The sequence below is a fragment of the Rhodococcus shunpengi genome (genome assembly GCF_048381395.1).
Classification (GTDB): Bacteria; Actinomycetota; Actinomycetes; order Mycobacteriales; family Mycobacteriaceae; genus Rhodococcus.
In genome coordinates, this window is sequence record NZ_JBLWIU010000034.1 from 238,237 (window position 1) to 259,797 (window position 21,561).

Consider the following 21,561-nt stretch of genomic DNA (forward strand, 5'->3'; position numbering starts at 1 on the left):
CCGGGCGTCATACCGGCAACAGGCGGATCACCGGGCGCTCGACGAGGGGCAGCGGGTCGAGATAGTCGTCGCGGCCGCGACGCAGTCCCCAGTGCAGGCACGCGGGGGAGACGCAGCCCTCGTGACCGGCGACGACGGTGCCGATCGGATCGCCCCTCGTCACCCGGCGACCCGCGGCGACCGATGCCTCGACCGGCTCGTAGGTGGTGCGCAGCCCGCCCTCGTGATCGATGGAGACCACGGGTTTTCCGGCCACGACACCGGCGAACGCAACGACGCCGTCACCGGCAGCCACGACGGTCTGCCCCACACGCGCGTCGAGGTCGACACCGCGGTGACCGGGGAGCCAGTTCTGCTCGGGCGGGTCGAACTGCCGGCTCACGGACGGCCGGGGATCGAGCGGCCACACGAACCGTCCGGCGTCCGCCGATCCGGTTCCCGGGACGGCGGCGAGCACGACGAGCGCGGCGATCACGACGGCGAACGTCCGGAGGGGCGCGGCGAGGACCATGCTCTTCAGCCTCGTGAATCGGAGTCCCTGCGCACCAGGGGGCGACGCGATCTGTGGACAGCCCCGGATCCGTCCACAGGTCCGGTGACTCCCGGTTAGGGATCCGCGCCTGCTCCGCGTACACTTGTCGGGCGGTCTGTATACGCAGATCGACTTCGCGCGTCCGCGCATCGATGCCGACCCGTTTCTCCGGGCCGCATCGGAAATGGCCGTCGGCCGGTCCCGCAAGGGTTCGACGGGCATGTGGACGCCAGGGCGGGGATCGGAAGATCCACCGCGGAAACCGACACGAAAGAGAGAAACAGGCATGCCTGTTGTGACTATGCGGCAGCTGCTCGACAGCGGCGCCCACTTCGGACACCAGACCCGTCGCTGGAACCCGAAGATGAAGCGGTTCATCTTCACCGACCGCAACGGCATCTACATCATCGACCTGCAGCAGACCCTGACGTACATCGACAAGGCGTACGAGTTCGTCAAGGAGACCGTCGCTCACGGTGGAACCGTGCTGTTCGTCGGCACCAAGAAGCAGGCGCAGGAATCCATCGCCGAAGAGGCCACCCGCGTGGGCATGCCCTACGTGAACCAGCGCTGGCTCGGCGGCATGCTCACCAACTTCTCGACCGTCCACAAGCGCCTGCAGCGCCTGAAGGAGCTCGAGTCGATGGAGCAGACCGGTGGCTTCGAGGGACGCACCAAGAAGGAAATCCTCATGCTCACGCGTGAGAAGAACAAGCTGGAGCGCACCCTCGGCGGCATCCGCGACATGGCGAAGGTTCCGTCGGCGATCTGGGTCGTCGACACCAACAAGGAGCACATCGCCGTCGGTGAGGCCCGCAAGCTGAACATCCCGGTCATCGCGATCCTCGACACCAACTGCGATCCGGACCTCGTCGACTACCCGATCCCGGGTAACGACGACGCGATCCGTTCCGCGGCGCTGCTGACCAAGGTCGTCGCTTCCGCCGTCGCCGAGGGCCTGCAGGCCCGCGCCGGCAAGAGCAGCGACGCCGAGGCCAAGCCCGAGGCCGGCGCCGAGCCTCTCGCCGAGTGGGAGCAGGAGCTGCTCGCGCAGGCCACCCCCGCCGCCGACGCCGAGGCGCCCGCAGCGGACGCAGCCCCCGCAGCAGACGCGGCCCCCGAGGCCTGATTCGTTGCCCGGCCCCGACCTTCCGATCGAGAGATCCTGGTCGGGGCCGTCGCATCGCGGCCCGAGCTCATCCGCGCGATAGGGCCGCCCCCAGAGACTTTTCCACCACAGACACAGGAGGCTCGCTTCCATGGCGAACTACACCGCCGCCGACGTCAAGCGTCTCCGTGAGCTCACCGGCTCCGGAATGCTGGACTGCAAGAACGCTCTCGCCGACAACGACGGCGACTTCGACAAGGCCGTCGAGCAGCTGCGCATCAAGGGTGCCAAGGACGTGGGCAAGCGCGCCGAGCGCTCCACGGCCGAGGGCCTCGTCGTCGCCAAGGACGGCGTGCTCGTCGAGCTGAACTCCGAGACCGACTTCGTCGCCAAGAACGACGAGTTCCAGGCTCTCGCCGACAAGGTCGTCACCGCTGCCGCACAGGCCCGCGCGAACGACGTCGAGGCGCTCAAGGCCGTCGAGGCCGACGGCAAGACCGTCGACGCCCTCGTCCAGGAGCTGTCCGCGAAGATCGGCGAGAAGCTCGAGCTGCGTCGCGTTGCCGCATTCGACGGTCAGACCGCCGTCTACCTGCACAAGCGTGCTTCCGACCTGCCGCCGTCCGTCGGCGTGCTCGTCGAGTACACCGGTGAGGGCGACGCTGCTGCCGAGGCTGCTCGCGCTGCCGCGATGCAGATCGCCGCTCTGAAGGCCAAGTACGTCACCCGTGACGAGGTTCCCGAAGACATCGTCGCCAACGAGCGTCGTATCGCCGAGGAGACCGCCAAGGCCGAGGGCAAGCCGGAGCAGGCTCTGCCGAAGATCGTCGAAGGCCGCGTCAACGGCTACTTCAAGGACGTCGTCCTGCTCGAGCAGGCGTCCGTGACGGACTCGAAGAAGACCGTCAAGGCGATCCTCGACGAGGCCGGCGCGAACGTCGTCCGCTTCGTGCGTTTCGAGGTCGGCGCCAGCTAGTTCTTCCACTCCACGACCCCGTCGGTGCTGCTACCGGCGGGGTCGAGGTGTGTCGGGCCACGCCGCCTCGGGGCACGGAGGCGCTCGCGCGTGCTGCGCGGTGACAGGTGTGGCGTGTCTATCCGCCCGATCTCGGTTCCCTCGAGCGGATGAGGCAGGATGATAAGGGCCGATTCATGCGCAACCAGAGGAGAGTCATGTCCGACCACGCCCACGATCGGCCCGGATTCCGCCGGGTACTGCTCAAGCTCGGCGGCGAGATGTTCGGCGGCGGCAAGGTCGGACTCGATCCGGACGTGGTGACGACGGTGGCCCAGCAGATCGCGGAGGTCGTGCGCGGTGGCGCCGAGGTCGCCGTCGTGATCGGTGGCGGCAACTTCTTCCGCGGCGCCGAACTCCAGCAGCGCGGTCTCGAACGCGCGCGGTCCGATTACATGGGCATGCTCGGCACGGTCATGAACTCCCTTGCGCTGCAGGACTTCCTGGAGAAGGAAGGCATCGACACCCGCGTGCAGACCGCCATCACGATGGGGCAGGTCGCCGAGCCCTACCTGCCGCTGCGTGCGCGCCGCCACCTCGAGAAGGGGCGTGTGGTCATCTTCGGTGCCGGCATGGGCATGCCGTACTTCTCCACCGACACCACCGCCGCGCAGCGCGCCCTCGAGATCGGCGCCGAGGTCGTCCTCATGGCGAAGGCCGTGGACGGCGTCTACTCCGACGACCCCCGCACGAACCCGGATGCGGTGCTGTTCGAGGAGATCACCCATCGCGAGGTCATCGAGCAGGGCCTCAAGGTCGCCGACGCGACCGCCTTCAGCCTGTGCATGGACAACGCCATGCCGATCATGGTCTTCAATCTGCTGACCAAGGGCAATATCGCCCGAGCCATCGCCGGTGAGAAGATCGGAACACTCGTACGGTCATGAACGGACAACGGAACATGGAGGAACTGCCGTGATCGATGAAGCCCTCTTCGAAGCAGAAGAGAAGATGGAGAAGGCCGTCACGGTGGCCCGGGACGATCTGGGTGGCATCCGGACCGGTCGCGCGAACCCGGGCATGTTCAACCGCATCGTCGTCGACTACTACGGGGCTCCCACGCCGATCACGCAGATCGCCAGCATCAATGTTCCCGAGGCGCGCATGGTCATCGTCAAGCCGTACGAGGCCTCGCAGCTGAACGCGATCGAGACCGCGATCCGCAACTCCGATCTCGGTGTCAACCCCACCAATGACGGCAACATCATCCGCATCTCGGTCCCGCAGCTCACCGAGGAGCGTCGTCGCGAACTCGTCAAGCAGGCCAAGGCCAAGGGTGAGGACGCCAAGGTCGCCGTGCGCAACGTCCGCCGCAAGGCGATGGAGGAACTCGGACGTATCCAGAAGGACGGCGAGGCCGGCGAGGACGACGTGAACCGCGCCGAGAAGGAACTCGACAAGACGACCGCCAAGTACGTCGGTCAGATCGACGAGTTGATCAAGCACAAGGAAGCCGAACTGATGGAGGTCTGACAGTGGGTCGAGCCGACGGGTCCTCCGACCCGCAGCTTCCACTCGGTGCCGGAGCCGACTCCGGTGCCACCCCTGCAGACCCGGCACCGGCCCCCGACCCCGCGTCGGAGCCGGTGAAGAAACCCTCACGGGCGGGACGCGACCTGCCGGCCGCTTTCGCGGTCGGCGGTGGTCTGGGCGCGCTCGTCATCGGGATCCTGCTGTTCGCCCCGAAGGCGTGGCTCGCCGTCGTCGCGATCGCCATCGGCATCGCGACCTGGGAGGTCACCAAGCGTCTGCGCGAGGCGGACGTGCTCGTCCCCAGACTGCCGTTGCTGGCAGGTGGTCAGGCGATGATCTGGCTCGGGTGGCCGTACGGCACGACGGGTGTGCTCGGTGCGTTCGCAGGCACGGTCGTCGTGACGATGTTGTGGCGCCTGTTCGACCACGGTCTCGTCGCGCAACCGCGCAACTACCTGCGCGACACCGCGGTCGCGGTCTTCGTCGCGGCCTGGTTGCCGTTGCTGGCGTCGTTCGCGACCCTCATGGTCCTCGAGGATCAAGGCGCCCAGCGCGTGTTCTGCCTGATGCTCGTGTGTGTCGCGTCGGACATCGGCGGCTACGCCTCGGGTGTCCTGTTCGGCAAGCACCCGATGGTCCCGGCGATCAGCCCGAAGAAGTCGTGGGAAGGTTTCGCCGGGTCGTTGGTGGCCTGCATCGCGGTCGGTGTCCTCACCGTCGTCTTCCTGCTCGACGGCCCGTGGTGGGCCGGTCTGCTGCTCGGCGCCGTGCTCGTGGTGACGGCGACGGCCGGCGATCTCATCGAGTCGCAGGTCAAGCGGGATCTCGGCATCAAGGACATGGGCACCCTGCTGCCCGGCCACGGCGGCATCATGGACCGGCTCGACTCGATCCTGCCATCGGCCTTCGTCACCTGGCTGATCCTCACGGCCTTCGTGTAGTCGCCCGATGGTGCGTTCGTCGAAGCTTCGTGCGCCGAAGTCGGGGAGTGGTGTGATCGCCAGCCCCAACATCTGGCACTGGCCCGAGGTGTACGAGGAGGAGAACCGCGCGCAGGATCCCCGCGGCGCCGTGTACGCGGCGCTGCGGGAGGCCGCGGACTGGACCGGCCGCGACGTCGTCGACATCGGGTGCGGTTCGGGTTTCCACCTTCCGATGTTCGCGGCCGACGCACGCACGGTGACCGGGATCGAACCGCACCCGCCGCTGGTCGCCGCGGCCCGCATCCGCGTGGACGGTCTTCCGTCGGTCACCGTGACGGAAGGCTCCGCGGCTCACATGCCGCTTCCCGACGCTTCGGTCGATCTCGTCCACGCCCGCACCGCCTACTTCTTCGGCCCGGGGTGCGGCGCCGGAATCCTCGAGGCGATGCGTGTGCTGCGTCCGGGCGGCGCGCTCGCCGTCGTCGATCTCGACGCCACCGCCCATCCCTACGGCGACTGGATGCGCGACGACCTGCCGCACTACGACCCGGCCGCGGTCGAGGCGTTCTTCGCGGCGCAAGGATTCGATCTGCGCCGCATCGACACGCTGTGGAAGTTTCCGGACCGCGCGACCCTCGAGCGGGTGCTCGGCATCGAATTCGCACCACGCGTCGCGACCCGGGCGATCCGGGAGACACCCGGCACGACGCTCACCGTCCGCTACCGGCTGCACGTGCGCCGCAGACCCCTCGGCCTGGAACTGAACTGAGAGCGGTCAGCGCGACCGGCCGATACCGAACATCCGCGCCAGCTCGCTGATCTTCTTCGCCTTCGCGAGGTTCGGCAGGTCGCTGCCGTCGCGGACGTTGCGCCCGTCCTCACCGAGCTTGTCGATGATGCCTTCCGCCCAGTCCACGTCCGTGCTGTTCGGGCTCAGAGCCACGTTCGCGTACGACGCGCGTTCGCCGGTCATGCACAATTTGCCGGTCATCCCCATCGAGCGGGTCAGCTCGGCCTCACGTTCGAGGACCTCGGGGTCGTCGCTGAGTGTGGGTCCGTCGATGGGTCCCGGAAGGCGCGCGGCGCGGCTCGTGATGACCAACCTCGACCGCGCGTACGCCATCGCCATCGGGCTGTCGCTCATGCCGGTGTCGCGCCGGAAGTCGCCGCTGCCGAAGACCAGGCGGAAGGTGCCCTCCGCACGGGCGATCTCGGGAGCCGCCTCGAGACCCATCGCCGACTCGATCAACACGAGGATGCGCGTGCCCTCCGGCAGCAGATCTGCGGTGGCCTCGACCTGGTGACCACTCTCCGCCTTCGCGAGCATGACGCCCTGCAGGCCCGGGAGCCCGGCGAGCGCGGCGAGATCGTCGGCCCAGAACGACGTGGTGGCGTCGTTGACCCGCACCCAGGCCTTCCCACCCTCGCGCAGCCACGCCTCGGTGCCCTCGCGAGCAGCGGGTTTGGCCGCGGCGGGTACGGCGTCCTCGAGGTCGAGCACCACCGCATCCGCCGGCGAGTCGACGGCGGCGTCGAAGAGATCGGGGGAGCGGCCCGGAACGAGCAACCACGAGCGTGCGACTTCGGGAGCGACGAGACCGGTCATGATGTCCATGCTCCCGTATTCCCCCTCCGCGCCCGGGCGACTCGGCGTGAGGGAGACCGACCGGTGACACCGGCCCGGGAATGGGGGCGAGTATCACAGCAACGCCCGGACCCATCCGTCCCGGATCATGGGACAATAGGTGATTATGGCTTCTTCCCTGCCCCTGGTCTTCGATGCACCCAAGCGTGGTCTTCCGCCGCGCCATCTCGCCGACCTCGACGCAGATCAGCGTCGTGATGCGGTGCGCGAACTGGGGCTTCCGGCCTTCCGCGCCGACCAGCTCGCCCGCCAGTACTACGGGCGGCTCGAGGCGGATCCGGCGAAGATGACCGATCTGCCCGCCGCCGTCCGCGACAAGGTGGGGGAAGCGTTGTTCCCGCCTCTGCTCAGCGCGGTTCGGCACATCGCGTGCGACGGAGGCGAGACCCGCAAGACCCTGTGGCGCGCCCACGACGGCACCCTGCTCGAGAGCGTCCTCATGCGCTATCCCGACCGCGCCACGCTGTGCATCTCCAGCCAGGCCGGATGCGGCATGGCATGCCCGTTCTGCGCGACCGGCCAGGGCGGTCTCGACCGCAACCTGTCCACGGCCGAGATCGTCGACCAGGTGCGCGCGGCCGCCGCTGCCCTGCGCGACGGCGACGTCGCCGGCGGACCGGGACGGTTGTCGAACGTCGTGTTCATGGGCATGGGCGAGCCGCTCGCGAACTACAAGCGCGTGGTCGCGGCGGTGCGGCGCATCACCTCACCTGCGCCCGAAGGCCTCGGTCTGTCGCAGCGTTCGGTCACCGTCTCCACGGTGGGACTCGCACCGGCCATCCGCCGCTTCGCCGACGAAGGGCTCAGCGTCACCCTCGCGGTGTCGCTGCACACCCCGGACGACGAACTGCGCGACACCCTCGTCCCGGTCAACAACCGGTGGTCGGTCGCCGAGGTCCTCGAGGCGGCGCGGTACTACGCCGACAAGACCGGCCGGCGCGTCTCGATCGAGTACGCCCTCATCCGCGACGTCAACGACCAGCCGTGGCGCGCCGACATGCTCGGTAAGAAGCTTCACAAGGCTCTCGGGTCGCTCGTGCACGTGAACCTCATCCCGCTCAACCCCACCCCGGGCAGCGAGTGGGATGCCAGCCCGAAGGACGTCGAACGCGAGTTCGTGCGGCGCGTGCAGGCCCAGGGCGTGTCGTGCACCGTCCGCGACACCCGCGGCCAGGAGATTGCCGCAGCGTGCGGTCAGCTCGCCGCGGAAGGCTGAGCCGACAGACACGAAAGGGCCCGTCCGGAGAATTCCGGACGGGCCCTTTCGTCGATGGACTAGCGCAACCGGCGGCGACGCACCGCATCGCGCGCGACGATGAACACCAGCAGAGCCGCCGAACCGATGAGGTACAGGCTCTCGACATGGCCTTCGTGATTGCCGATCAGCATCAGCAGCAGGAACGCCGCCACGATCAAAGCCATCACGCGGAAGAACTTGGGGGCTTCCCCGCTCCAACCCCACTCGGCGGACGGCACTTCCGCCGCCACATCACCACGAGTGGACTGCAACTCGGTACCGGCCACGGTTTCCTCCTGCTCACCAGATGCTGCTGTTGCTGCTTATCGTGACATACGACCCCGCGTCGTACGAAGCGGGGCATGCGTGTGGCGCCTGTCGCGAGGTGGAGACCGGGCGGTTCAGGAACCGTTCAGGTGCGTGGGGAACAATGCTCGCGTGGCCGACACTCGATCTTCTTCCCGCACCCGGGTGCTCCTGCTGGGCAGTACCGGTTCCATCGGTACCCAGGCACTCGACGTGATCGCCGCCAACCCCGACGACTTCGAAGTCGTCGGTCTCGCCGCGGGCGGAGGCAAGACGGACCTGCTCGCCGAGCAGATCCGCGCAACGGGTGTCCGCGAGGTCGCCGTGGCCGACCCCGCCGCCGCCGCACGTCTCGACCTGCCGGTCCGGAGCGGCCGGACCGCTGTCACCGAGCTCGTGCGCGAGGTCGAGGCCGACGTCGTGCTCAACGCCCTCGTCGGCTCCCTCGGCCTCGAACCGACGCTCGCGGCGCTCGGTACCGGTGCGCGACTCGCGTTGGCGAACAAGGAGTCGCTGGTCGCGGGCGGCTCGCTCGTCACGAAGGCGGCGGCGCCCGGCCAGATCGTGCCGGTCGACTCGGAGCACTCCGCGCTGGCGCAGTGCCTGCGCGGCGGTACCGGCGACGAGGTGGCGCGTCTCGTGCTCACCGCCTCGGGCGGTCCGTTCCGCGGCTGGACCGCCGACCGCCTCGAATCGGTGACGCCCGAACAGGCCGGCGCCCACCCCACCTGGTCGATGGGACCGATGAACACCCTCAACTCGGCGACCCTCGTCAACAAGGGACTCGAACTCATCGAGACCCACCTGCTCTTCGGCGTGGACTACGACCGGATCGACGTGACGGTGCACCCGCAGTCGATTGTGCACTCGATGGTCACCTTCGTCGACGGGTCGACTCTGGCCCAGGCGTCGCCGCCGTCGATGAAGCTGCCGATCGCGCTGGCCCTCGGCTGGCCGCACCGCGTTCCGCACGCCGCCCCGGCACTCGACTTCTCGACCGCGTCCACCTGGGAGTTCGAACCCCTCGACGACGACGTCTTCCCGGCCGTGCGGCTCGCGCGCCAGGCGGGCGTGGGCGGCGGATGCCTCACCGCCGTCTACAACGCGGCCAACGAGGTCGCCGCCGAGGCATTCCTCGCGGGGACGCTGTCGTTCCCGCGGATCGTGCAGACCGTCGAGGCCGTGCTGAACGACGCACACGAGTGGTCCGCCGAACCCAGTACCGTGGACGACGTGCTCGCCGCCGACGGCTGGGCCCGCGACCGGGCGCGCACACTCGTATAGGAGGATCGGCCACTCATGATGTTCGTACTGGGCGTGGTGCTGTTCGCCCTCGGCATCGCCATCTCCATCGCCCTGCACGAGGCCGGCCACATGTGGACCGCGCAGAAGCTGGGCATGAAGGTCCGGCGCTACTACATCGGGTTCGGCCCCCGCGTGTTCGCCTTCCGCCGCGGTGAGACCGAATACGGTCTCAAGGCGGTTCCGGCCGGCGGGTTCTGCGACATCGCCGGCATGACGGCCCTGGACGAACTCGCGCCCGACGAGGTCGAGCGCGCGATGTACAAGCAGAAGACGTGGAAGCGCCTCGTCGTGATGTCGGGTGGCATCGCGATGAACTTCCTGCTCGGCATCGTGCTCATCTACGGCCTCGCCGCCAGTGCGGGGCTGCCCAACACCGACAACCGCGCGGTGGTCGGCACCGTCGGCTGTGCCGCGCCGACCCAGGACGGCCCGCCCGATTACACCCCGGCCGACTGCTCGGGTCCCGGTCCGGCCGAGCAGGCCGGCATCGAACCGGGCGACGTGATCGTCGCCGTGGACGGGCAGTCCGTCGAGACCTTCGGCGACCTCGTCCGGGCCACGCAGCCCCTGTCGGGCACCGTGCCGTTCACCGTCGAACGCGGCGAGGAGACCCTCACCGTGCCGGTCACGGTCCAGCAGGTCCAGCGCTGGGTCTACGAGAGCGAGTCGCCCGACGCCGAACCCGTCTCCCGCACCGTCGGTGCGATCGGTGTCGGGGGAGAGCCGGGAATCATCGAGTACACGCCGCTCTCGGCGATCCCCGCGACCTTCGACTTCACCGGTTACCTCGCGGTCCGCACGGCCGAGGCGCTCGTGAGCCTGCCGAGCAAGGTCGCCGACCTGTGGACGGCCGTCACCGGGGGAGAGCGCGCGGTCGACACCCCGGTCAGCGTCGTCGGCGCCAGCGTCATCGGCGGCCAGTTCGCCGAGCGCGGTATCTGGGAGTCGTTCGTGTTGTTGCTCGCACAGCTGAACTTCTTCCTCGGTGCGTTCAACCTCCTCCCGCTGCTGCCGCTCGACGGCGGGCACATGGCCGTCGCGATCTACGAGAAGGCCCGCAACTGGCTGCGCGGCCTGCGCGGACTGCCGGTCGGCCCGCCCGTGGACTACATGAAACTGCTGCCGCTGACCTATGTGGCGGTGGTCATCGGTGGCGCCTACATGGTGCTCACCCTCACAGCAGACATCGTCAACCCCATCAAGCTGTTCTGATCTGCGCCGGTAGACTTGCCGAGTAGCGACGAAAGAAGGCGAACTGTGACCAGCCCCGTCGGATTGGGCATGCCCGAAATTCCTGCGGTCCTCGCACCCCGACGCAAGACCCGGCAGCTCATGGTCGGAAATGTCGGCGTCGGCAGCGATCATCCGGTGTCCGTGCAGTCGATGACCACCACGAAGACGCACGACGTGAACGCCACCCTCCAGCAGATCGCGGAGCTCACGGCGTCCGGCTGCGACATCGTGCGTGTGGCGTGCCCGCGTCAGGAGGACGCCGACGCGCTCCCGATCATCGCGAAGAAGAGCAAGATCCCGGTGATCGCCGACATCCACTTCCAGCCGCGGTACATCTTCGCCGCGATCGACGCCGGCTGCGCGGCCGTGCGCGTCAATCCCGGCAACATCAAGGAATTCGACGGTCGCGTCAAGGAGGTCGCCAAGGCGGCCGGCGATGCCGGGATCCCCATCCGCATCGGTGTCAACGCCGGCTCCCTCGACCCCCGGTTGCTCGCCAAGTACGGCAAGGCCACGCCGGAGGCGCTCGTCGAGTCCGCCCTGTGGGAGGCGAGCCTGTTCGAGGAACACGGCTTCGGCGACATCAAGATCTCCGTCAAGCACAACGACCCCGTCGTGATGGTCGAGGCCTACCGGCAGCTCGCCGCGCAGTGCGACTACCCGCTGCATCTCGGCGTGACCGAGGCCGGCCCCGCCTTCCAGGGCACCATCAAGTCGGCCGTCGCCTTCGGCGCGCTGCTCAGCGAGGGCATCGGCGACACCATCCGCGTGTCGCTGTCGGCGCCGCCCGCCGAGGAGATCAAGGTCGGCACGCAGATCCTGCAGTCGCTGAACCTGCGTCCCCGCAAGCTCGAGATCGTCTCCTGTCCGTCCTGCGGGCGCGCCCAGGTGGACGTCTACTCCCTCGCCAACGAGGTCACCGCCGGACTCGAGGGGATGGAGGTGCCGCTGCGGGTCGCGGTGATGGGTTGCGTCGTCAACGGACCCGGTGAGGCTCGTGAGGCGGACCTCGGTGTGGCCTCCGGAAACGGCAAGGGCCAGATCTTCGTCAAGGGCAAGGTCATCAAGACCGTACCCGAGGCGCAGATCGTCGAGACCCTCATCGAGGAAGCGATGCGCATCGCCGACGAGATGGAAGGCAACGCCTCGGGCGGCGGCCCCGTGGTGTCGGTCGGCTGATACGAGTGGGGCGCACGGGACGGCGTTCTCTCACTTTCGAGGACTCAGGTTTCCACGCCGCCGTCCGGCATGGCACTCTGATTTCGTATCGGCTTGTCGACGGGTGGTGAGCGAGTGCTCAAGCTTCTGGGTGTCCGGTCGTTGGGCGGACGTGACACCGCCGCGGTGCTCCGGGTGCTCTCCCGCGACCCCGTGGCCGCGTGCATGGTGGCCGGCCGCGTCGAGGAGTACGGACTCGACGGGCGTGCCGTCGGCGGCGAGATGTGGAGCCGCGGCGGCCCCGAGACCTCGCTGTGCTTCTCCGGCGCGAACCTCATTCCGCTGCTGGGCAGTCCGGACGACATCCAGGCGTTCGCCGAGCGCGCGAGTCGCGGGCCGCGACTGTGTTCGTCCATCGTCGGTCGCGCCGAGTACGCGCTGCCGATGTGGGAGCGGCTCGAATCGGCGTGGGGCGCTCCCCGCGAGGTGAGGGCCGAACAACCCCTCCTCGTTCTCGACCGCGAGCCGCTCGTCGAACCCGACCCGCAGGTCCGTCCCGTGCGGCCCGACGAACTCGATGTCTATCTGCCGGCCGCGATCTCGATGTTCATCGAGGAGGTCGGTATCGACCCGCGCACCGGCGACGGCGGTGCGGGTTACCGGCGCCGCGTCGCGAGCCTCATCGCGGCGGGACGCGCCTGGGCGCGATTCGAGGACGGACAGGTGGTGTTCAAGGCGGAGGTGGGCTCCCAGTCGTCCACGGTGGGCCAGATCCAGGGCGTCTGGGTCGATCCCGCGCATCGAGGTTCGGGCCTCGGCACGATCGGCACCGCCGCCGTGGCCTGCGCGGTCGCTCGCAGCGGTCGCCTGCCCAGCCTCTACGTCAACAGTTTCAACGCCCCGGCCCGCGGAGCCTACGCCCGCGCGGGTTTCCGCCAGGTCGCGACGTTCTCCACGGTGCTGCTCGACTGATTTCCCGTCGGCTCTGCCTACGATGACGGGCGATGAGACCTCGAAGTTCCACCCCGGCATCCCCGTACGCACGCGCACTCCGGATCGGCGCTGTGCTGTCGGTGGCCGTCGTGCTCCTCGGCCTGGCCGTCGCGTGCACGCCGCGCCCGGCCGGGCCGGAGGCCGCCGCCCAGGCGTTTCTCGACTCGTTCGCCGCTCAGGACGTCGCGTCGGCGGCGGACCGCACCGACCGCCCCGACGACGCGGCCGTCGCGATGCAGGAAGTCCTGGACGGGCTTCAGGCCGAATCCCTCACCGCCACCACGACATCCACCCGGATCAGCGGCGACTCCGCGACCGTGGGCTACAACTACGAGTGGCACCTGCCGAAGGAACGGGTGTGGCAGTACACCGGTGAGCTCAACATGGGGCGCAGCGGGAACGACTGGATCGTGCGGTGGGCGAAATCCGCGCTGCACCCGCAGCTCGGCGAACGGCAGATCATGCAGCTCCGCAGCAGTCCGGCGCCGCGCGCCCGGGTCAACGAGCACGCGGGCAGCGACATCCTCGTCCCCGGCACGGTCTACGGCATCGCCTTCGACGCCTCGCAGACCACCGACGTCGCCGGTGCGGCACGACAGCTCGCGTCGACGTTGTCGGAGTTCGATTCCTCGCTCACGGCGCAGGCGATCGCGGAATCGGTGACGGCCTCGTCCGGGCCGCGGTCGGTGATGCGACTGCGCGAGGACGACTACGAGCGCGTCGCCCCACGCCTCGCCGGGATCGACGGTGTCGTGGTGACCGAGCAGGCCGACCTCGTCGCGACCGATCGCAACTTCGCGCCTGATCTCGTGGGCCAGATCAAGAAGACCGTCATCGACGAGGTCGACGGCACGGCCGGGTGGAGCGTCGTCGTGGTGAACCAGTACGGCGTGGACACCGGGGTGCTCACCGAGACGCCGCCGCAGCCGGTGCCGTCGTTCTCGGTCAGCCTCGACCGTCCCCTCCAGCTCGCGGCTCAGGCGGCCGTCGATGCCCGCACCGAGCAGGCGATGACGGTCGTGATCGAGGCGTCCACGGGTGCGGTGCTGGCGGTGGCCCAGAACAAGGCCGCGGACAGGGACGGGCCGGTCGCGCTGGCCGGCCAGTACCCCCCGGGCTCGACGTTCAAGATCGTCACCTCGGGTGCGGCGATCGCCGAGGGTCGCGCGACCCCGAACACGATGGTGCCGTGCCCCGGTCGCATCACGATCGGCGAGCGGAGCGTGCCGAACTACAACGAGTTCGAGCTCGGGACGGTCTCTCTCGCCACCGCTTTCGCCCGATCCTGCAACACCTCCTTCGCCAAGCTCGCCTCCGAGATGGCCCCGGACGCGCTGACCGTCGCCGCCTCGCAGTTCGGTATCGGTGTGGACTACGAGGTGGTCGGGATGCCGACCTTCACCGGATCGGTTCCGCCCGCGGAGGATCTCGTCGAACGGACCGAGGACGGTTTCGGTCAGGGCAAGGTGGTCGTGAGCCCGTTCGGGATGGCGCTCACCGCGGCGACGGTCGCCGCCGGCCGTACTCCGGTGCCCTATCTCATCGCGGGTCGCGAGACGGTTGTGAACGGTTCGCCGCCGCCGGTGACGCCGGAGATGGTGGAGGGTCTGCGCGAGATGATGCGCTTGGTGATCACGAGCGGTACCGCCGACCGTATCCGGGACCAGGGCGACGTCTACGGCAAGACCGGCGAGGCCGAGGTCGAGGGCGGGTCGCACTCGTGGTTCGTCGGCTACCGCGGCGATCTGGCGTTCGCGACGCTCGTCGTGCGCGGCGGCAGCTCCGACAACGCGGTCGCGGTCACCCGCGACATGTTCGCCGCCCTGCCGCCGGAGTACGACGAGGGAGCCTGAGCTCAGGCCAGGGCCGGATCCTCGGCGAGGGCGGCGAGCTGTTCGAGCAACGGTGCCGCCGCGACGAGTTCGGCGGCATCGACCGGATCCATCGCTGCGAGCACCTCCTGCATCCGTGAGATCCACATACGCCGAATGAGATTCCCGTTGTGCTCGGCCAGGGGAGTGCGGTGCAGATGGTGCGACCGCCCGTCGTTCGGGTTGGTCGTGCGGGAGACGAGGCCGCGGGCGACGAGGCTGCGCACCGTGGCACTGACGTTGCTGCTCTGCAGTCCGAGCATGCGCGCGAGATCGGACACGGTGATGCCGGGATGGTCGGAGAGCACCCGCAGGACCTCGATCTCGGACTGGGGGATCCCGACCAGGCCCGATTCGCGTTCGCCGACGCGCTGCAACTTCCACACGAGCGTGCGCACGCTGTCGGCCAGCCGGTCGACGTCGGCGTCGCTGATCCTCGGGTCGTCAGGCATGCCTCGATCGTAGGCTAGAATCTATATATAAATTTATATATGAATTCGAACTTATCGATCGAGGTGTGATGAACCGACCCTCCGAGGCCGCAACCGGAGTGAAGACCGACGAGTACGGATCCGGCGGCCGTTCGCTGTCCGGCATGTCCGTGGCGTCGCTCGGTCTGCTGGCCGCCCTGGCCCCGCTCGCCGTGGACATGTACCTGCCCGGCTTCCCCGACATCGCCGAGGAATTCGGCAGTACCGCGTCCGCGGTGCAGTTCACGCTGACGGCCTTCCTCATCGGCATGGCCCTCGGCAACCTGATCATCGGACCGTTGTCCGACCGGTTCGGTCGCCGCTCGTCCATGCTCATCGGCACGGCCGTGTGCGCCCTCGCGAGCGTCGCGTGCGCCCTGGCGCCTACCGTGGAACTGCTCGCGGTCTCCCGCTTCGTCCAGGGCTTCGCCGGCGCCGCCGGCATCGTCGTGGGTCGAGCCGTCGTCTCCGACCGTGCCGAGGGCATGGCCGCGGCGAAGCTGTTCGGCCTGCTCGTGCTCGTCAGCGCAGTGGCGCCCATCGCGGCGCCGCTCGTCGGCGGCGGCATCATCCTGTCCGTCGGCTGGCGCGCCGTCTTCTGGTTCCTGGCCGCGCTGAGCCTCGTGATGCTCGCGGCGATCGTCTTCTTCCTGCCCGAGAGCCTCCCGGCCGACCGTCGCTCGGCAGGTGGCCTCGGCGGCCTGGCGAGCGGGATCGCCGTCGTCGTCCGCGACCGCACCTATCTCGGCTACCTGCTGGCCCACACCTTCGCGTTCGGTGTGCTCTTCGCGTACATCTCCGCGTCGCCGTTCGTCATGCAGAAGATCCACGGCCTGTCGACCGGCTGGTTCACCCTGCTGTTCGCGTTCAACGCCGTGGGCATCAGCCTCGGCAATGTGGTGAACCAGAAGCTGCTCCAGCGCACGACCCCGCACCGGCTGCTCGGCATCGGGTCGGCGCTGCTCGTCTTCTGGTCCGCCGTGCTCACCGTCAACGCCCTCGCGGGACCCGTCCTCGGAGTGACCATAGTGGCGTTGTGGTTCGGCGTCGCGAGCCTCGGGCTGGTGCTCGCCAACGCTGCGACCCTCGCCCTCGGTCAGGTCCGGCACGCTGCCGGCACCGGCTCGGCGCTCCTCGGCGCCCTCCAGTTCCTGCTGGCGGCCGTAGTCGCTCCGATCGTCGGCGCCTGGGGTGAGGACACCGCGGTCCCCATGTCCCTCGCCATGCTCGTCACCGCCGTCCTTGGTCTCGGCTCGATGGCGCTGGTCCGCAACCGCTGACGGACCCTCAGCTCTCCTCACGATCCGTCGTACTCGTGGGCCGGCCGTCGCGCCGGCCCGCGAGTCGCGTCACCAGCCACAGCACCACGCCGATCCCGAGCAGCACCCCGGCCGTCCGGTACTGGGTCGCAGGCCGGTCGACCCACGGTAGGACGAGGAACAGGCAACTGGTCGCCCCGAGCACCGGAAGGATCGTCGGCACGCGGAAGTGCCGGTGCTCCACGTGGTCCCGGCGCAGGACCAGGGCCGCGACGTTGACGATCGCGAACACCCCCAGCAGGAGCAGCGCCGTCGTACCCCCGAGTTCGGGCACCCCGCCGACGAAGACGACGAGACCGACCGCGAGCAGCGTCGTGAACACGATCGCGACATAGGGCGTGCGGCGGGTCGGGTGCACCCGCCCCAGGACGGCGGGCAGGACGTCCTCGCGGGCGATGCCGTAGATCAGCCGGCTCGCCATCAGCATGTTGATCAGCGCGGTGTTGGCCACCGCGAACATCGTGACGAAGGCGAAGATCCCGACCGGGAACGCCGGGGCGCCGACCTCGACCACCCGCAGCAAGGGCGTCTCGCCCGCCCCGAGTTCGTCGGGCGGGACGAGCGCGATCGCGGTGATCGACACGAGCACGTACACCAGCGCAGCGAGACCCAGGCCGAGCAGCAGCATCCGGGGGAAGATCCGGGTGGGCTCCTTGCACTCCTCGGCCATGTTCACCGAGTCCTCGAATCCCACCATCGCGAAAAAAGCCAGGGCCGTCCCCGCGACCACCGCGGAGAAGACGGACCGGTCGCCGGGATCGATCTCGACCACACGCGAGAAGTCGCCGCCGCCGAAACCCAACGCCCACATGCCGATCGCGACGATGATGAGCAGGCCGCCCAACTCGATCATCGTGAGCACCACGTTGGTCTTCACGCTCTCGGCGACCCCGCGGAAGTTGATCACCGCCAGGACGAGGACGAAGACCAGCGCGATCACGGTGATCCCGGCCGTGCCGGCCAGGTCGAGTCCGAAGGCCTCGGCGAAGTTCGCGGCGAACGCCCGCGCAGCCGTGGCTGCAGAGGTGATGCCCGAGGACATCACGGCGAAGGCCACCAGGAAGGTCAGGAAGTGCACGCCGAACGCCTTGTGCGTGTAGAGCGCCGCTCCGGCCGCCCGCGGATACTTCGTGACCAGCTCCAGATAGCTGAACGCCGTCACCGTCGCGACGGCGAACGCGACGAGGAACGGCAGCCACACCACGCCACCAACCTCGTTCGCGACCTCCCCGGTGAGGGCGTAGATGCCGGTGCCCAGGATGTCGCCGATGACGAACAGCAGGAGCAGACCCGGCCCGAGAACGCGGACGAGCTGGGGTGAGTCGGTCGTCTCGGCCACCGCAGGCCCCCTTCCGCGCACCCTGTCCACCGCCGGCGGGGGCCGACCGGATTCAGGGCAGCAGACCCGATTTTCGCGCGGCGACGACGGCCTCGTGGCGGGAATGGACGTCGAGCTTGCTCATGGCGCTGCGCAGGTAGCTCTTGACCGTCTCGGCGCCGACCGACAGGCGCTGGGCGATCTCGGCGTTGCTGCACCCCAGCGCCACATGGGACAGCACGTCGGTCTCGCGGGGGGACAGCACGACGTCCGTCGGTTCCGGTTCCGTTCCGTCGAGCACCCCGGCGAGACGGTCGGACAACGAGCGGAGCTTCTCCTGCAGCGCCGGATCGGTCGTGCCCTGCGCGAGCACCCGCAGCTCGGCGTGGACCTCGCGGACCTGCGCAGTCGCGACGGGATCGCGGTCGCCGGACGACCGCTCGAGCATCGCGAGTCGCCGATCGACCTCGTCGCGCACCTCGATCTCGTGCGCGAGACGAGCCGCCGCCTGCGCGAACGCCGTCACAGCCCGATCGCCGACGGGCGCGCACTCGCGCGCGGCGCCGTACAACACCGCGCGGGCCTTGCCCTCGACGAGTACCGGCACGGCGAGGATGGACCGCAATCCCTCGTACAGAACGGGACGGTCGAAGTGGTGCGTGATGGATGCGGAGCGACCGTAGTCCGACACCGTCACCACTCGCGACTCCGCGAGGACGCGACCGCCGAGACCCGCCCGCGGAGGCACTACGACCCCGGCCAGGCTGTTGGTGCGGGTGCCGAAGAATTCGCTGAGTTGCAGCGATCCCTGCTGGACCTCGCCGGCGAAGACCACCGGCAGCTGGGCCTGCGCCGCGGTGCGGCGGAGTTCACCGCGCAGGGCATCACCGTCGCGGGGACGCAGCAGCGCCGACGAGGAGGACGACACGAACGCCACCCCTTTCCGGGGGTATCGGGGAACATGGTGTGACTCGAATCATAGACGTCGAACGGGTGTGCTCCCCAGATCGGGAACACCCTGGCCGGTACGGACGAAAGGACCACAATGGGCGACACAGCGAGCCGCGTGCGGACACTGCTCGAGCGGTACGACACGGCAGACGCCTGCGCAGCCCGACTGCTGTGCGACGACCATCCCGCCGACGCGGTGGCGTTCACCGTCGTCGACGCCGACCTGAGCTCGACGGATCTCACCTACGGTGAGCTCCGCGAACGGTCGGCCCGCTTCGCCGCGGCGCTGGCGGATCTCGGTGTCGAACCCGGCGACCACGTCGCGACGCTCATGGGCAAGTCGGCAGACCTGGTGGTCGCGGTTCTCGGTATCTGGCGTCGCGGCGCCGTGCACGTGCCGCTCTTCACCGCCTTCGCCCCGCCGGCGATCGCCTTCCGGCTCGACGCGAGCGGCACCAAGGTGGTCGTGGCCGATCGGGATCAGGCCGGCAAGCTCGCCGCCGGATCGGATCTTCCCGCCGAGGTGCCGTGGCAGGTCGTCGTGGCCGGTGAGGGCGACGCAGACGCGTCCGGTCGTGAGGGCCGCGACTTCGGCGAACTGGTCGCCGCGCAGTCGGCCGACGACCCGCGTGGCGAGGCCGTCGCCGTCGGCGCCGAGGGGCGTCTGGTCCAGCTGTTCACCTCCGGCACGACCGGCACTCCCAAGGGTGTCCCCGTCCCGGTGAAGGCGCTGGCGTCCTTCCACGCCTACCTGGAGTTCGGCCTCGACGTGCGCGAGGACGACGTCTTCTGGAACGCGGCCGATCCGGGATGGGCGTACGGGCTCTACTACGCGCTGCTCGGGCCGCTCGCGGCCGGTCGGCGCAGCCTCCTGCTGCACGCCGGCTTCTCGCCCGCGCTCACCTGGCAGATCCTCGACACCTTCGGGGTCACCAACTTCGCGGCGGCCCCGACGGTCTACCGCAGCCTCAAGGCCGACACCGCCGAGCACCCGCCGGTCCGGCTGCGTCGTGCGTCCTCGGCCGGTGAGCCGCTCACCCCGGACGTCCTCGAGTGGTCGCAGGAGACCCTCGGTGTCGTGGTGCGCGACCAGTACGGGCAGACCGAACACGGCATGTTCGTCGTCGACGCGTGGGCGGACGAACTGCGCGAGGACACCCCGGCGCGTTCGATGGGCAAGCCCCTGCCGGGCTGGAGCTGCGCAGTGCTGCGCGAGGACAGCGACGAGATCGCCGAGCCCGGTGAGGTCGGGCGCGTCGCGATCGACGTGCATGCGAGCCCGCTCGTGTGGTTCACCGGCTACGTCGACGCACCCGAGAAGACCGCCGACCGGTTCAGCGAGGACGGCCGCTGGTACCTGACCGGCGACGCCGGCAAGGTCGACGAGAGCGGATTCTTCTTCTTCTCGTCCCGCGACGACGACGTGATCATCATGGCCGGTTACCGCATCGGCCCGTTCGACGTCGAGTCGGTGCTCGTGATGCACCCCGACGTGATCGAGGCCGCCGTGGTGGGTCTGCCGGACGAACTGCGGGGCGAGGTCCTCGAGGCGTTCGTGGTGCTGCGGGAGGGTGTCGAGGGCGACGACGCGCTCGAGGCGGAGCTCCAGAAACTCGTGAAGCAGAAGTACGCCGCCCACGCCTACCCGCGCGCGGTGCACTTCGTGCCGCACCTGCCCAAGACGCCGAGCGGCAAGGTCCAGCGTTTCAAGCTGCGCCAGGCGGGCGCTGTGGGCTGATCGGTGCACGACCGCTCGATCGGTGGATGACGGGGGAGCGGGGCGCGGCAGCTAATCTGGAAGTCATGGCTACCCGCGCTCCGCTCGTCCCCGGCACTCCGACTCCCATCCGGGAGGTGCCCGCATCGATCGAACGGCCGGAGTACGTGTGGAAGCCCACGGCGAAGGAAGGCAACGAGCCGTGGGTGCAGACACCCGAGACGATCGAGAAGATGCGACTCGCGTCGAAGATCGCCGCACAGGCCCTCGTCGAGGCCGGTAAGGCTGTCGCGCCGGGCGTGACCACCGACGAGATCGACCGCGTCGCGCACGAGTACATGTGCGACCACGGCGCCTACCCGTCGACCCTCGGCTACCGCGGCTTCACCAAGTCGTGCTGCACCTCGCTCAACGAGGTCGTCTGCCACGGCATCCCCGACTCGACCGTCGTCGAGGACGGTGACATCGTCAACATCGACGTCACCGCCTACATCGACGGCGTCCACGGCGACACCAACGCCACCTTCCTGGCCGGCGACGTCTCCGAGGACGTCCGCCTGCTCGTCGATCGCACCCGCGAGGCGACGATGCGCGGCATCAAGGCGGTCAAGCCGGGCCGGGCCCTCAACGTCATCGGGCGGGTCATCGAGTCCTACGCCAACCGTTTCGGCTACGGCGTCGTCCGCGACTTCACCGGCCACGGCATCGGCGAGACCTTCCACAACGGCCTGGTGATCCTGCACTACGACCGGCCCGACATCGACACGATCATCGAGCCCGGCATGGTGTTCACCATCGAACCGATGATCAACCTCGGTACGCCCGACTACGAGATCTGGGACGACGGCTGGACGGTCGTCACCAAGGACCGCAAGTGGACCGCGCAGTTCGAGCACACCATCGTCGTCACCGACATCGGCGCCGAGATCCTCACCCTGCCGTGACCTCCGCTCGCTGAGCGAGCACCGAGTTCGGCCCCGACCCGGA

21 protein-coding genes are annotated in these 21,561 nt (G+C 69.0%); 15 read left to right on the forward strand and 6 right to left on the reverse strand.

Annotated elements, in window-relative coordinates; all coding sequences use genetic code 11:
* Positions 1-7: 7 nt before the first annotated feature.
* Positions 8-511, reverse strand: coding sequence for a M23 family metallopeptidase (locus tag ACNJ7K_RS21340; protein ID WP_071934799.1), 504 nt, complete (start codon positions 509-511; stop codon positions 8-10).
* A 307-nt stretch (positions 512-818) separates the two neighbouring features.
* Between ACNJ7K_RS21340 and rpsB the strand changes: the two genes are divergently transcribed.
* The 6 genes from rpsB to ACNJ7K_RS21370 all read left to right on the forward strand — a co-directional run bounded on the left by rpsB (position 819) and on the right by ACNJ7K_RS21370 (position 5,820).
* Positions 819-1,661 (forward strand): 30S ribosomal protein S2, encoded by an 843-nt coding sequence (gene rpsB, locus ACNJ7K_RS21345; RefSeq protein WP_060650992.1) that lies wholly within the window; start codon positions 819-821, stop codon positions 1,659-1,661.
* Between the two features lie 130 nt (positions 1,662-1,791).
* Positions 1,792-2,616, forward strand: a complete 825-nt coding sequence (tsf, locus tag ACNJ7K_RS21350; protein ID WP_006550975.1) for a translation elongation factor Ts — start codon at positions 1,792-1,794, stop codon at positions 2,614-2,616.
* A 197-nt stretch (positions 2,617-2,813) separates the two neighbouring features.
* On the forward strand, positions 2,814-3,542 hold the full coding sequence (gene pyrH / locus ACNJ7K_RS21355; protein ID WP_006550976.1) for a UMP kinase: 729 nt from the start codon (positions 2,814-2,816) through the stop codon (positions 3,540-3,542).
* Between the two features lie 28 nt (positions 3,543-3,570).
* Positions 3,571-4,128: a ribosome recycling factor gene (frr, locus tag ACNJ7K_RS21360; protein WP_024100638.1), complete on the forward strand. Its 558-nt coding sequence runs from the start codon at positions 3,571-3,573 to the stop codon at positions 4,126-4,128.
* A 2-nt stretch (positions 4,129-4,130) separates the two neighbouring features.
* A complete protein-coding gene (locus ACNJ7K_RS21365) occupies positions 4,131-5,069 on the forward strand; it encodes a phosphatidate cytidylyltransferase (protein WP_071934800.1) in 939 nt (312 codons plus the stop codon).
* A 7-nt stretch (positions 5,070-5,076) separates the two neighbouring features.
* Entirely contained in the window at positions 5,077-5,820 is a 744-nt protein-coding gene (locus ACNJ7K_RS21370) for a class I SAM-dependent methyltransferase (protein WP_268655563.1), read from the forward strand.
* 6 nt (positions 5,821-5,826) lie between these two features.
* Here ACNJ7K_RS21370 and ACNJ7K_RS21375 read toward each other — a convergent pair whose 3' ends face one another.
* A complete protein-coding gene (locus ACNJ7K_RS21375) occupies positions 5,827-6,666 on the reverse strand; it encodes an HpcH/HpaI aldolase/citrate lyase family protein (RefSeq protein ID WP_159418582.1) in 840 nt (279 codons plus the stop codon).
* A gap of 136 nt (positions 6,667-6,802) precedes the next feature.
* Between ACNJ7K_RS21375 and rlmN the strand changes: the two genes are divergently transcribed.
* A complete protein-coding gene (gene rlmN, locus ACNJ7K_RS21380) occupies positions 6,803-7,912 on the forward strand; it encodes a dual-specificity RNA methyltransferase RlmN (protein WP_160876488.1) in 1,110 nt (369 codons plus the stop codon).
* A 59-nt stretch (positions 7,913-7,971) separates the two neighbouring features.
* Here the strand turns inward: rlmN and ACNJ7K_RS21385 are convergent, their stop codons facing one another.
* Positions 7,972-8,220, reverse strand: a complete 249-nt coding sequence (locus ACNJ7K_RS21385; RefSeq protein WP_120282265.1) for a DUF2631 domain-containing protein — start codon at positions 8,218-8,220, stop codon at positions 7,972-7,974.
* 133 nt (positions 8,221-8,353) lie between these two features.
* Between ACNJ7K_RS21385 and dxr the strand changes: the two genes are divergently transcribed.
* From dxr to ACNJ7K_RS21410, 5 genes are all read left to right on the forward strand, one after another.
* Positions 8,354-9,523, forward strand: coding sequence for a 1-deoxy-D-xylulose-5-phosphate reductoisomerase (gene dxr, locus ACNJ7K_RS21390; protein WP_455408902.1), 1,170 nt, complete (start codon positions 8,354-8,356; stop codon positions 9,521-9,523).
* A gap of 15 nt (positions 9,524-9,538) precedes the next feature.
* The gene (locus ACNJ7K_RS21395; protein ID WP_160876484.1) at positions 9,539-10,756 is read left to right on the forward strand and encodes a M50 family metallopeptidase; all 1,218 of its coding nucleotides are present in this window, start codon (positions 9,539-9,541) and stop codon (positions 10,754-10,756) included.
* Positions 10,757-10,801: 45 nt separating this feature from the next.
* Positions 10,802-11,956 carry a flavodoxin-dependent (E)-4-hydroxy-3-methylbut-2-enyl-diphosphate synthase gene (gene ispG, locus ACNJ7K_RS21400; protein WP_016691224.1) on the forward strand — a complete coding sequence of 385 codons (1,155 nt, stop codon included), beginning with the start codon at positions 10,802-10,804 and terminating at the stop codon, positions 11,954-11,956.
* 114 nt (positions 11,957-12,070) lie between these two features.
* Entirely contained in the window at positions 12,071-12,907 is an 837-nt protein-coding gene (locus ACNJ7K_RS21405) for a GNAT family N-acetyltransferase (protein WP_120282268.1), read from the forward strand.
* 32 nt (positions 12,908-12,939) lie between these two features.
* Positions 12,940-14,781 carry a penicillin-binding transpeptidase domain-containing protein gene (locus ACNJ7K_RS21410; RefSeq protein ID WP_268655566.1) on the forward strand — a complete coding sequence of 614 codons (1,842 nt, stop codon included), beginning with the start codon at positions 12,940-12,942 and terminating at the stop codon, positions 14,779-14,781.
* Between the two features lie 2 nt (positions 14,782-14,783).
* Here ACNJ7K_RS21410 and ACNJ7K_RS21415 read toward each other — a convergent pair whose 3' ends face one another.
* On the reverse strand, positions 14,784-15,251 hold the full coding sequence (locus ACNJ7K_RS21415) for a MarR family winged helix-turn-helix transcriptional regulator (protein ID WP_120282269.1): 468 nt from the start codon (positions 15,249-15,251) through the stop codon (positions 14,784-14,786).
* Positions 15,252-15,319: 68 nt separating this feature from the next.
* On the opposite strand from ACNJ7K_RS21415, the gene ACNJ7K_RS21420 reads away from it, so the two are divergent.
* Entirely contained in the window at positions 15,320-16,549 is a 1,230-nt protein-coding gene (locus ACNJ7K_RS21420; protein WP_268655567.1) for a multidrug effflux MFS transporter, read from the forward strand.
* Between the two features lie 7 nt (positions 16,550-16,556).
* Here the strand turns inward: ACNJ7K_RS21420 and ACNJ7K_RS21425 are convergent, their stop codons facing one another.
* Together ACNJ7K_RS21425 and ACNJ7K_RS21430 are read right to left on the reverse strand one after the other, a co-directional pair.
* Positions 16,557-17,927, reverse strand: coding sequence for an APC family permease (locus ACNJ7K_RS21425; RefSeq protein WP_268655568.1), 1,371 nt, complete (start codon positions 17,925-17,927; stop codon positions 16,557-16,559).
* Positions 17,928-17,979: 52 nt separating this feature from the next.
* The gene (locus ACNJ7K_RS21430) at positions 17,980-18,843 is read right to left on the reverse strand and encodes a LuxR C-terminal-related transcriptional regulator (protein ID WP_006554249.1); all 864 of its coding nucleotides are present in this window, start codon (positions 18,841-18,843) and stop codon (positions 17,980-17,982) included.
* 108 nt (positions 18,844-18,951) lie between these two features.
* Between ACNJ7K_RS21430 and ACNJ7K_RS21435 the strand changes: the two genes are divergently transcribed.
* Positions 18,952-20,595, forward strand: coding sequence for an AMP-binding protein (locus ACNJ7K_RS21435; protein WP_487042155.1), 1,644 nt, complete (start codon positions 18,952-18,954; stop codon positions 20,593-20,595).
* Between the two features lie 65 nt (positions 20,596-20,660).
* Positions 20,661-21,518, forward strand: a complete 858-nt coding sequence (gene map, locus ACNJ7K_RS21440) for a type I methionyl aminopeptidase (protein ID WP_487042156.1) — start codon at positions 20,661-20,663, stop codon at positions 21,516-21,518.
* Positions 21,519-21,561: the final 43 nt, after the last annotated feature.